This window comes from Mesorhizobium sp. M7A.F.Ca.CA.003.01.2.1 (assembly GCF_003998945.1).
In the GTDB taxonomy this organism is placed as follows: domain Bacteria; phylum Pseudomonadota; class Alphaproteobacteria; order Rhizobiales; family Rhizobiaceae; genus Mesorhizobium; species Mesorhizobium ciceri.
The window spans coordinates 1-11510 of the sequence record NZ_RZRA01000052.1 but is presented as its reverse complement, the minus strand read 5'-3'; the positions used below and the strand labels follow the sequence as shown (position 1 = coordinate 11510).

Here is an 11510-nt window from a genome sequence, read left to right as displayed (position 1 = left end):
CCTCAACTTCAAGGATGATGGCCCGAGCATCTCGACCACCGGCACCGAGCCGACGCTGACCGTCGACGAGTCCAACTTGGGTGCCAACAGTGCGGATTTCGCGACCGTTTTCACCCCAAACGCCGGCGCGGATAGTGACGCTATCAGCTATGCGCTCGGCATCAATCAGGTTACGAACGTTAGCGGCCTCACTGACACCTTGACCGGCCTGTCCGTCCTGCTTTTCGTCGAAGGCGGCGAGGTGGTCGGTCGTGCCGGTTCAGCCGCTGGCGATATTGTGTTCACGGTGAGCGTGGCTGTTGACGGGACCGTGACGCTCGATCAGGCACGTGCCGTCATACACTCGCCCGACACCGGACCGGATCAGCAAACATCGCTGGCAGCCGATGATCTCGTAACCTTGACGGCGATCATCACCGACGGTGACGGCGACCAGGCCTCGGACAGTGTCAACATCGGTACAAGCCTCGTCTTCAAGGATGATGCGCCGACGATCACAGTGCCGTTCGACGGTGACCAGAACGCCGGCAACGGTATCGGGACCCCCGAGACTCTGGCCAACACACTCAACGCGTCGGCCACCGGAGCCTTCGGGTACGACATCGGCGCGGATGCTCATCCGGCCGCGTTCTATGCGAGTGGTTCTGACTTTGTCGACCAGAATGGCGCGCTTGCCGGCGTCCAGATCGGGCTCACCGGCACGATCACCGGCGGCGGCGGTGGTAACATTCTCACCTCGGAGGTGACGCTGGCGTCGGAGAGCCTTACCTCCGCGACGTTCAACTTCACTTTCACCTACGACAAGGATCCGGCGGCTGGCACCCAGACCGGGACGGCGGGCGGCACCCTCGTCTTCGACAAGATTGCCGATACTTATACCATCCACCTGACCGACCCTCTCGAAGGCTTCAGCTTCGACGTTATCCACACCAGCCAACTCTTGTCCAAGGAGCCCCTCGGCAATACGGGCCACCCACAGATCGTGCTGGAAAAATTGCAGGCTGATGATCCGAATACGCCGGCTAACGAAAACTTCTACGTGCAGTTCACGGGCAACTTGATCAACAAAGCCAACCCGTTCAGCTTGACAGCCAATGGCGAGGGGTCATCCGGCGACGCCACCTTCACCCTAGGTGGTCACGAGATGGTGAGCAACGCCAATGAAAGCTGGGTATCCGCGACGCAGAGCACCAACGGTGTCGCCGGTGACACGATCCAGAAAGGCGAACTGCTCACATTGCGGTTCTTCGACAGCAACGTCGGTATCAACAGTCAGAACGAGGCTACCCAGCCGACAGCGACCGCCGGCACCATGGCCATCAAGTTCGATGGCATCGGCAACAGCGAGGATCTGATGCTGATCCTCAACCTGATCGACGACAAGGGCACGGCGTCGACGCTCGACGATGTCTCGATTACGAGGGCGATGTACGTGCAGAATGCCGACATCTTCAAGATGGGTCACGTCCCGGCCCCGTACAGCGGCGAGTTCACGCTCGACAACAATGACGGCCTCGTGATCATCGAGCAGAACGACTACAACGCGGCCGGCGAGCACTTCGTGTTGCAGGGTGTCCAGATCATGCAGTCGGGCAACGGCATCACCGGCAACAACACGGCAATCAACCTGAACCCGACGACCGGCGCCGGTGGCGGCAGCGATGCGACCACCAACCTGGTGAATTTCGACCCCACCGACAACGACGTGCTGAAGATCACGGACATCGGCTTCACCTCGACCTCGACCCAGACGCCGGATGCCCACCTCGACTTCGCCTTCAAAGTGGCGGACGCGGACGCGGACCAGACAGCGATGCAGCACATACTTGTCGACGTCGCCTGACACTGGCCAACGGGGGGCAGCCAATGCTGCCCCCAACCTTCCCGCACGAGATGTCATCCCGCACACCAGAGAAATAACGATGAAAACCAAACAACAGCCCCCTGCCCTGCAGGTGGTGATGAAAGAGGCCAGACGTGCCATCCGGCCGCTTGTCTGGTTCAGCGGCGGCATCAACGTGCTGATGCTGACCGGAGCGCTCTACATGCTCCAAGTCTACCACCGCGTGTTGTCCAGCCACAGCCTGGAGACGCTGGTGATGCTGTCGCTGATGGCGGCAGGGGCGCTCGCGGCAATGGCGGGGCTTGAGGTGGTGCGCGGGCGCCTGCTGGCTACCGTCGGATCGTGGATGAACGCGCGATTGGCACCGGTTCTCCTGACCGCATCGGTGGAATATGCCGCCTCGGCGCCAGGCCAAGCCAACGCCCGTCCGCTGCGCGACCTGGATCAAGTGCGCAACTTCTTCACCAGCCCCAGCATCTTCCCGATCCTCGACGCGCCTTGGGCACCGTTGTTCTTCGTTGCCATATTCTTCATGCACCCATGGCTGGGCTGGTTGGCGCTTTGCGGCGGGATCGTGCTGTTTGCTTTGGCGCTGCTCAACGAATACCTCACACGCAAGCCGTTGACCGAGGCCGCAAGCGCACAGTCGCGGGCCTATGTGCAAGCCGAGGCGGCGATCCGCAACGCCGAGGTCGTCCAGGCGATGGGCATGTTGAAGCCATTGCTGGAAGGCTGGAAGGCCCAACAGGACGAGGCCAACAAGGGACAGGTTCTTGCCGCCAACCGTGGCGGCGTCATCGCGGCTATCGCGCGTTGTCACCGGCTGGCCCTGCAAATGGCCATACTCGGCCTCGGCGCCTATCTGGTTCTTCGCAACGAGGCTTCACCCGGCATCATGATCTCCGCCTCGATCCTGATGGGTCGCGCCTTGTCACCGGTCGAGCAAGCGATCGGCACATGGAAGGCGACGGTGGGAGCGCGTGCCGCTTACAAACGCCTCACCGCGGTCGCCGGACAGCACCGGGAAGCCACACCGGTCCTGCCACTGCCCCGTCCGAAAGGCAGGTTTGAGGCCGACAACCTTGTGCTTGCCCGACAGGGTGGCGAGCACATCCTGAAAGGCATCAGCTTCCGTCTCGAGCCGGGTGAAGCGATGGCCCTGATCGGTCCGAGCGGGGCCGGCAAGACGAGCCTGGCGCGCATACTTGCCGGTGCCTGGCGCCCGTCGGGGGGGCGTGCCTTGCTGGACGGAACGGATGTTGCCCAATGGGCGGCGGAAGACCGTGGCCGTTATGTCGGCTATTTGCCGCAGGACATCGAACTCTTCGCCGGCACCGTATCCGACAACATCGCCCGCTTTGCGACGGTCAATCCGGCGGTCTTCCAGCACGTGATCAAGGCAGCGCAGTTGGCCGGCGTCCACGAACTCATCAAGGGGCTGCCGAAGGCCTACGGCACCGAGATCGGCGAGGCGGGTGCGATACTGTCGGGCGGGCAGCGCCAACGCATCGGGCTGGCGCGGGCACTCTACGGCGACCCCACGCTGCTTATCCTCGACGAACCCAATTCCAACCTCGACAGGGAGGGCGAGGAGGCATTGATTGCCGCTCTCGGCGTGGCCAAGGCGACGAACACAACCGTTATCCTGATCGCGCACCGCGCCAACATCTTGGAGAAGGTAGACAAGATACTGGTCCTCAACAGGGGTCAGCAAGATCTCTTCGGGCCGCGCGACCATGTCTTCAACGAACTCGCCAGCCGCGTCAGCAAGGTGGCCCATCTGCCCAAGGCTGCCCAGTTGCCTGCCCTCGAAGTGGTCAAGGAAACCAAAGAGGTCAAGGAAGCATGAGCCGCCCCCCGGAATTGAACGTCGTGCCGCTGCCCCTTCCGCCGCCCTCCCTGCTGCAACCGATGCCGCTGCGTCTCACAGGCGTGACCTGCACCGGGTTCGCGATCATGTTCCTGTTCTTCGGCGTCGCGGGAGGTTGGGCGGCCCTGGCACCGTTGGACAGCGCCGCTGTGGCGCCGGGCGTTATCAAGGTCGCCGGCGACCGCAAGCTGATCCAGCACCTCGAGGGCGGCATCATCGCGGAGTTGAACGCAGCCAACGGTGATGTCGTCAAGGCCGGCAAGATCCTCGTCCGGCTCGACGACACGCAGGCAAAGGCGCAGCTCGACCTGATCCAGAACCGGATAGCAACGCGTGAGGCGCTGGCCGCGCGTCTCAGGGCCGAGCGTGACGGCAGGGCCGAGATCGAGTTCGATCCGGCGTTGCTCGCCAACCCCGCCACCGCCGCAAAGGACGCGGTGTCCGCACAGCGCGACGTGTTCGCGGCGAAACACCACAATCTGGCGGACGAGCAGGAAATCCTCAGCCAGCGCCGCCACCAGACCGAGGAGGAGATAAAGGGACTGGAAGAGCTTATCGTCACCAAGGACAAACAGATCGAGGCGATCGAGGGTGAAACCAAAGACCTCGAGAGTCTGCTCAAGAAGGGGCTGACCACCCGCGAGCGGAACCTGTTGCTCAGACGACAGCAGCAGGAGATCGAGGGCGAGCGCGCCACCAATATCGCCGCAATCGCCCGCGCCAGAAGCGCCATGGCCGAGATCGACATGCAGATCCTGAACCTCGATACGGTGCGGCTCAACGAGTCCGTCGATGAGTTGAGCAAGGTCGAGGCGGAACTGTTCGACCTGAGACAGGAGGAGCGTGCCGCCAGGGACGTGCTTACCCGTACCGATGTCGTCGCACCGGTTGACGGCATCGTCATGGATCTGAAGGTCCACACCGCGGGCGGTGTCGTGAAACCCGGCGATACATTGATGACGATCGTACCGCTCGGACAACAACTCGTGGTCGAAGCCATGGTCAAACCGGAGGATGTCGAGACGATCGCACCCGGACAGCCCGCGCGTGTCAGCTTCCCGGCCTTCGCCCGCTACAACCTGCCGCCGCTCGAGGGTGTCGTGGAGATCGTGTCGGCTGACCGCATGGTTGAGGAGCGCAGCGGCGCACCGTATTTCGCCGCGACGGTTGTGATCGACAAAAGCGAACTCGGCAAGCTGGAGGGCCGCAAGCTGCTGCCCGGCATGTCGAGCGAGACGATGATCCGGACGGGGGCTCGCACCGTTCTCTCTTATCTCGCCGAGCCGATCACGCAGAACTTCCGCCGGGCCATGCGGGAAAAATAGCCGTACGCCGCCCAGCGAAATTCAAGACAGCAGCATTCGCCCGGCCGTGATCGCCAGGAAGAATGCAAAGGCAAGTTTCAGGTAGCGCGGGTTGAGCGCGTGGGCGAGCCTTGCGCCCAAGGGTGCGAACAGGAAGCTCACGGGCGCTATGATGGCAACCGCCGGCAGGCTGACGTAACCCAGGCTGAGCGGAGGCCTGCCTGCAATTGCGAGACCCGACCAGATGAAGCCGGCCACTGCCGGAAGCGCAATAAGCAGGCCAAGCGCCGACGATGTGCCGACGGCCCGGTGCACAGGAAAGGAAAAGCTGGAAAGCGTCGGCACCGAGAGCGTGCCGCCACCGATTCCCATGAGCGAAGAGACAAAGCCGATGACAGAGGCGATCGCGCGGTTGATCCAGCCGCTTTGCGGCAGGTGATCGGAGATCACGAAGTGCTTCGGCAACGCCATGTTGAGGGCCACCAGCAGGCCGACGACGCCGAAAACCAGCCGCAAGCCGGCGCCCGGGATGAACTTCGACGTGATGCCACCGATCAGGGCACTCACGAAAACGGCCGGTCCCCACAGAGTGAGCAGAGGCCGATCGACATTGCCGCGCCTGTTGTGCGACCGCATTGACGAGATCGAGGTGGGGATGATGACCGCAAGCGACGTCGCGACAGCCAGATGGCTGATCACAGCAGGCGAAAAGTGGAACAGGCTAAGCACCCAGAACAGCACCGGGACGATGACGATGCCGCCGCCGACCCCCAGCAGACCGGCGAGCACGCCGGAGGCCATTCCGGTCATGGCCAGACCGGCGACCAGCATTGCAATCGTCAGCCCGTCGAAAACCGACGTGTCGAATCCGAAGTCCACTGTGATTTTTCCTTGATTGGCCGACTGCGGCCTTGCGGATACATTTTTGGCCGCGCCTGTCCGCCCGTCGCGACCTGGGTGCAGATCGCCCGAAAGCGTACAGGGGTTTGGGGTGCGGAATGCTTTAGTGGCGCACCATCCCGGCGTCGACATTGAGCGTCTGGCCGGTGATCCAGCGCGCATCGTCGGAGGCCAGGAACGAGACCACATCGGCGATATGTTCCGGCTGCCCCTTGCCTTTCATCGCCTGAAGCATCTCGACGAAGCCGAACGCCTCATTGTGCGGGCTCGCCTTGACGCCGTCGCTCTCGACCAGGCCGGGCGTCACCGCATTGGCGGTGATGTTGTATTTGCCGAGTTCGGTGGCGAGCGCCCTGGTGAAGCCTATGACGCCACCCTTGGCTGCGACATAGGCCGCCATGTTCGGCGTGCCGGCAAAGAAGGTGTTGGATGCGATGCTGATCACCCGCCCAGCTTTGCCTGCCGCACGCATCTGGTCCGTGCCGGCGCGGCTGACGATGAAGGTGCCTGTCAAATTGACGTCGATGATCTTGCGCCAATGGTCGAGATCGACATCGTCCCAGGCGACGAACGGCACGATGCTGGCATTGTTGACCAGGATGTCGATGCCCCCGGTCAGGGTCTGGATTTCGGCGAAGAGTGCCTTGACGGAGGCCGGATCGGAAATGTCGGCGGCAATCGCCCTCGCCCTTCCGCCTATTGCCGCGGCCGCCGCCTTGGCGCCTTTGGCATTGATGTCGCTGACGATGACGATTGCCCCGTCGGCGGCGAGCCGCGCGGCGATCGCCTTGCCGATACCCTGCGCAGCGCCCGTAACCAGGGCCGTCTTCCCCGCAAGCCGTTCAGTCATGAAAATGCTCCCTCAATCCGTGGTGATATCTGTTCAGGCGTCGGCGTCGATCACGGCCAGCGCCGCGTCGATACCCCTGCCGATCGCCAGTTTCTGGCCGGCCGCGTTCATGGCGCCGCCAAGTGCCGTCAGCGCCGCGATCGCATAGATCGGCTGGGCGGTCGGACCCATATGGCCGATGCGCGTCAGCTTGCCCAAGGTCTCGCCGCGGCCAGACGAAAACACCACCCCGTAACGGGCGCGGGCAGCCTGGCGAAGCGCCTTCTCGTCGACACCTTCGGGCGTGCGGACAGCGGTCGTGGTCGGCGACGCGATGCTGTCGCTGGCCGCCCAGATCGACAGGCCCATCGCAGCAATGCCCGCGCGCATGGCCTTGGCGGTGAGCGCGTGGCGCGCCCATACCGCCTCCGGCCCCTCATTGAGATAGAGGTCGAGCGCGACATCGAGCCCGTTGATCTCCGAGACCGACGGCGTGAACGGAAACGGCTTATCCCGCGACCACGCATGCTCCCAATCGACGATGCTCAGCATCGACGCGCGGGGGGCTGCCTCGTTGCTCTTCATCTTGGCCCAGGCCCGCTCGCTGACGCCCATCATCGTCAGGCCGGGAGGCGCGCCCAGGCATTTGTTCGGGCCGGTGACATAGATATCGGCCTTGCAGTCCTCCGGGTGCGTCTGCATGCCGCCAAAGGACGAGACGGCGTCGACGATGAGATAGCCGCCATGCGCTGAGACCAGCGCGCCGATGGCGTCGATCGGATTGATGGTGCCGGACGGCGTGTCGTGGTGGCAGACGGAAACGACGGTGATCTCCGGGTGCGCCTTCAGCATTGCCTCGACCGCCTGCGGATCTATCGCCTCGTTGTAGGGCACCTCGATCTCGAGCAGATGTGGCGAATAGCGCTTCGCCCAATAGCCGAACCCCTTGCCGTAAACGCCGGAGGCAAGGTTGAGCACGACATCGTCCGGCGTGATCAGCGAGGCCGCGGCGGCCTCCAGGCCAAGCACCGGCTCGCCATGCAGGATGACCGGCTTGTTCGACAGCCGCATCGCCTTTTGCGCCTTGTCGACCACACCCTCATAGAAAAGCTGGAACGCCGGGTCGTAGTCGTAGAGCACCGTGCGGCCGAGACCGCGCAGCACTTCGGCATAGGCGTTCACCGGTCCCGCGGTCAGGGTGATGACCGGATCGGCGTGTTCGAGATAGCGCATCGTCTTGTCTCCGGATTGGCGGCGGTCAGCCGTAGAATTGCGTGCCGGTCTTGTAGGTCTTGAAGTTGTCCATGTCGTGCGAGTACATCAGCTCGGCGCCATGGTCTTCGGCGAGTTTCTTCACCTTGCGCATCGAATTGACGCCCGCCACCGGATCGATGTGGAAGGCCGCCTGGCACAGCGTCTCGAGGCTCTTCTGCGTATAGGCCGCATCGATCGTGAACATGATCGGCTTGCGCTTGGGGAACTCGACCAGCAGGCTGTAATGGCCGATCGAATGGCCGGGCGTCGAGATCAGCCGGACGCCCCTGGCAAGCTCGACGTCGCCATCAATGCCTTCAAAGGTCGAATTCGCCCGTGTCGTTCCCGCAAGCAATTGCCCGGTCGCGCCACGCGCTTCGGCAGCCTCCGCCGAAAAACTCAGATCGGAATAGCCGAGATGCTCGAAAGGTTCGGGATTGCAGGCCTGCGGCACCTCGGTCCGGTGGCAGATCTTCTTGGCGTGCGGAAAATACTTGTTGCCGCCGCAATGATCGAAGTGGAAATGCGAATTGACGACGACGTCGATGTCCTTCGGTTCGAGGCCGAGCAGCGCCAGGGCGCCTGGGATGGTCTGGTGCTTTTCCTGGATCGGCTTTTCGAACGGCAGCACCTTCATCACGTGATCGTAGTCGTAGCCGGTGTCGATGAGGAACCGGCCCTCGGCATGTTCGATCAGGATCGAATAGACCGGGAAGCGCACTTCGCCGCCAGGGCCGCGGTTCCAGAACACATGATATCCGTCGAGAACGAGCGAGCCGCCGTCGAGCAGGTAGACCTTGGTATCCGACATTCTTGCCTCCTTTATTGGCGCGGGTCCCGTCCGCGCATGAATTGTCCTCAGCGCGCGCCGCGCTCATATGGAATGCCGAGCGCCGCCGGCAGGCTGGCGCGCCGGCCGAACAGCACCAGCATGATCATCACCGCCAGGAACGGCAGCATCTGGATGATGTCGGTCGGTATGTTGATGCCGGCCACTTGCATGGCCGTCGTCAGCGACAGGCAGACACCGAACAGCAACGCGCCGAACAGCACCCAGATCGGGCGACCGCGCGCCAGCATGGCCAGCACGATGCCGAGAAAGCCCGCGCCATTGGTGATGAACGGAATGAACAGGCCGGCCCCGACATTGGCGAGATACGCGCCCCCGAGCCCGGCCAGCGCTCCGGTCGTCAGCACGGCGATGGTGCGGGTCCGCACGACATCGATGCCGGCGACATCGAGCGCGGCCGGCTTGTCGCCTGCCGCCTGCAAATTGAGGCCCAACTGCGTGCGCCGGTAGATGTAGCCCATGCCGAAAACCAGCGCGACCGCCAGATAGACGATCAGATGATGCTTGAAGAATGCAGGCCCGATGACCGGAAGGTCCGAAAGCAGCGGAATGACAGTCGCATCCGCCGCCGGCAGGCGCGGATAGCTGCGCGAGAACTGGAAATGGTGGAGCAGCGCCGTCAGGCCTTCCAGCCCCAAGGTCAGCGCGATGCCGATGACGATCTGGTTGAGCCCGATGCGCACGCAAAGCAGCGCCATGACAAGCGCCACCGCAGCACCCCCGGCGGCGCCGGTGAGAAAGCCCAGCCACAGCGACCCGGAATAGAAAGCGCCGACAAAGCCGAGATAGGCGCCGGCCAGCATCATGCCTTCGATGCCGATATTGAGCACGCCAGCCTTCTCGGAGATCTGCTCGCCGAGCCCGGCAAGCAGCAGCGGGATCGCTGCGGTGACGGCGCCGAACAGCAGCGCGCTGAGAAAGACCTCGCTGAAGAGCCCGGTCATGCCCTAGGCCCTCCGCGACTGGTTGTATCGGTGATCGAAATATTCGGCGAGCGCGAGCACGATCAGCACGATGGAAACCAGCACCAGCGTGAAATGATTGGGCACGCCGAGCCGGCGCGCCGCGCTCTCGCCGCCGATCGAAAGCACCGAAAGCAGGAACACGAAGCCGATGGCCGCAAAGCCGTTCATACGGGCGAGAAACACGGCGGGTATCACGGCAAGCCCGTAGGCGGGATTCCAGTCGGCGCGGACATTGCCCTGGACGCCGATGATGTCGACGGCGCCGGCAAGCCCGGCCAGCCCGGCCGAAATGGCGAAGACGGCGACGGTCAGGCCGGGAACGCCGAGCCCCGAGTGAACCGCCGCTCGTGGATTGGCGCCGACGATCCTCAGCTTCAGCCCGAACGCCGTGCGCGTCATCACCAGATGCACGATGATGATCGCCGCCAGCCCAAGCAGCAGGCCACTGGTGATGGTCGTTTCGAACAGGCGCGGCAGCCGGTCCTCCACCGGCAGCGTGCGCGTCTGCGGCACGGTCGTGCTTGGGTCGCGAAACGCCAGCTTGACCAGCACATTGGCGAGCGAGGTGCCGAGGAACGTCATCATCAGGGTGGTGATGATCTCGTTGACGCCCTGATAGGCACGCAGCAGCGCCGGCACCAGCGACCAGATCATCGCCACCACCATGGCGATGAGGAACGAGCAGACCAGCGCCAGCCAGGCTGGCATGATCTGCACGAACACGGGAGCGCTGGCAGCCGCCGTCACCGCGCCAAGCAGGAACTGGCCGTCGCCGCCCAGATTCCACATGCCGGCGCGAAAGGCGACGATCAGGCCGGCGGCGAGAAACAGCAGCGGCGCCATGCGCGTCAGTGTCTGCTGGATGCCGAGCGGCGAGAACAGTCCCTTCTCCAGCACGAAGCCATAATAGGCCAGCGGGTCGACGCCGACGGCAAGCAGGATACAGCCGGCTATGACCAGCGCGATAAGGATCGGGCCGAGCGTCATCAGCAGCCGATGCAGGATGTCGCGGCGCGTCGCTGCCCCGCTCGTGGCATCGAGTGCGGTGGCGCTGACCGTGGGTGCGGTGTCGATGCTCATGCGGCAAGTCCGATCATCAGGCGACCGACCTTTGTGCGGGCGTCGTCTACGTTCTCGACGGTGCCGACCAAAGCGCCGTCGGCGATGACGGCGATGCGGTCGCACATACCAAGCAATTCCTCGAGGTCGGTGGAGATCAGCAGCACGGCAAGGCCACGCGCCGCCGTATCGCGAATGCGCTGGCGCGACGCCAATGTGTTGGTGAGATCGAGCCCATAGGTCGGCTTGTTGAAGATCACCACCTTGGCGCCTTCAGCCAGTTCCCTTGCCAGAAGCACCTTCTGGATGTTGCCGCCGGACAGCCGCGCGACGGGCGTCTTCAGGCTCGGCGTGCGCACGTCGTATTCGCGCACGAGCTGCGCGGCGCGCTTGTCGATCTCCGCGCGCTGCTCGACGCCGTTGCGCCAGAACGGGGCCGCGCCGACCTGCTTGAGGAAGAAATTGATCGAGACCGGGAAGGTGCCGACAGTGCCCTCGCCCAGTCGGTCGTCGGTCAGGTAGCGAAGGCCGCGCCGGCGGCGCTCGCCGACGCTCAGCGTCTCGATGGCGGCGCCGTCCAGCCGCACCGAGCCGCTTGTGGCTGTACGCTGGCCGGCCAGCGGACAGCCACAAGCG

At 63.8% G+C, this 11510-nt stretch carries 10 protein-coding genes; 3 read left to right on the top strand and 7 right to left on the bottom strand.

All coding sequences use genetic code 11. The annotated features are described in order from the left end of the window. From EN969_RS04270 to EN969_RS04260, 3 genes are all read left to right on the top strand, one after another. Window positions 1–1843, top strand: a 1843-nt coding sequence (locus EN969_RS04270) for a DUF5801 repeats-in-toxin domain-containing protein (RefSeq protein ID WP_245467410.1), incomplete at its 5' end; no start/stop codon positions are given. Between the two features lie 79 nt (window positions 1844–1922). After that, window positions 1923–3692, top strand: a complete 1770-nt coding sequence (locus tag EN969_RS04265) for a type I secretion system permease/ATPase (protein ID WP_063168888.1) — start codon at window positions 1923–1925, stop codon at window positions 3690–3692. Further along, on the top strand, window positions 3689–5038 hold the full coding sequence (locus tag EN969_RS04260; protein WP_013529875.1) for an HlyD family type I secretion periplasmic adaptor subunit: 1350 nt from the start codon (window positions 3689–3691) through the stop codon (window positions 5036–5038). The genes EN969_RS04265 and EN969_RS04260 overlap by 4 nt, the downstream gene beginning before the upstream one ends. Before the next feature lie 21 nt (window positions 5039–5059). On the opposite strand, the gene EN969_RS04255 is transcribed toward EN969_RS04260, so the two are convergent. The 7 genes from EN969_RS04255 to EN969_RS04225 form a co-directional block, all read right to left on the bottom strand. Next, window positions 5060–5896 (bottom strand): sulfite exporter TauE/SafE family protein, encoded by an 837-nt coding sequence (locus tag EN969_RS04255; RefSeq protein ID WP_082826541.1) that lies wholly within the window; start codon window positions 5894–5896, stop codon window positions 5060–5062. 124 nt (window positions 5897–6020) lie between these two features. Beyond that, a complete protein-coding gene (locus EN969_RS04250; protein ID WP_063168889.1) occupies window positions 6021–6767 on the bottom strand; it encodes an SDR family NAD(P)-dependent oxidoreductase in 747 nt (248 codons plus the stop codon). A 33-nt stretch (window positions 6768–6800) separates the two neighbouring features. Next, window positions 6801–7979, bottom strand: coding sequence for an alanine--glyoxylate aminotransferase family protein (locus EN969_RS04245; protein ID WP_063168890.1), 1179 nt, complete (start codon window positions 7977–7979; stop codon window positions 6801–6803). Window positions 7980–8004: 25 nt separating this feature from the next. Further along, window positions 8005–8811 (bottom strand): 4-pyridoxolactonase, encoded by an 807-nt coding sequence (locus EN969_RS04240; RefSeq protein WP_013529871.1) that lies wholly within the window; start codon window positions 8809–8811, stop codon window positions 8005–8007. A gap of 47 nt (window positions 8812–8858) precedes the next feature. Next, window positions 8859–9794: an ABC transporter permease gene (locus EN969_RS04235; RefSeq protein ID WP_024505120.1), complete on the bottom strand. Its 936-nt coding sequence runs from the start codon at window positions 9792–9794 to the stop codon at window positions 8859–8861. 3 nt (window positions 9795–9797) lie between these two features. Next, window positions 9798–10895, bottom strand: a complete 1098-nt coding sequence (locus EN969_RS04230) for an ABC transporter permease (protein ID WP_063168891.1) — start codon at window positions 10893–10895, stop codon at window positions 9798–9800. Then, a partial coding sequence (locus tag EN969_RS04225; RefSeq protein WP_127418998.1) for an ATP-binding cassette domain-containing protein occupies window positions 10892–11510 on the bottom strand: 619 nt, incomplete at its 5' end. The genes EN969_RS04225 and EN969_RS04230, both read right to left, overlap by 4 nt.

What these genes read in the sequence shown, in the direction of transcription:
- EN969_RS04265 (WP_063168888.1), top strand. Translation starts at nt 1,923, where the DNA reads ATGAAAACCAAACAACAGCCCCCTGCCCTGCAGGTGGTGATGAAAGAG.
- EN969_RS04260 (WP_013529875.1), top strand. Translation starts at nt 3,689, where the DNA reads ATGAGCCGCCCCCCGGAATTGAACGTCGTGCCGCTGCCCCTTCCGCCG.
- EN969_RS04250 (WP_063168889.1), bottom strand. Translation starts at nt 6,767, where the DNA reads ATGACTGAACGGCTTGCGGGGAAGACGGCCCTGGTTACGGGCGCTGCG.
- EN969_RS04245 (WP_063168890.1), bottom strand. Translation starts at nt 7,979, where the DNA reads ATGCGCTATCTCGAACACGCCGATCCGGTCATCACCCTGACCGCGGGA.
- EN969_RS04240 (WP_013529871.1), bottom strand. Translation starts at nt 8,811, where the DNA reads ATGTCGGATACCAAGGTCTACCTGCTCGACGGCGGCTCGCTCGTTCTC.
- EN969_RS04235 (WP_024505120.1), bottom strand. Translation starts at nt 9,794, where the DNA reads ATGACCGGGCTCTTCAGCGAGGTCTTTCTCAGCGCGCTGCTGTTCGGC.
- EN969_RS04230 (WP_063168891.1), bottom strand. Translation starts at nt 10,895, where the DNA reads ATGAGCATCGACACCGCACCCACGGTCAGCGCCACCGCACTCGATGCC.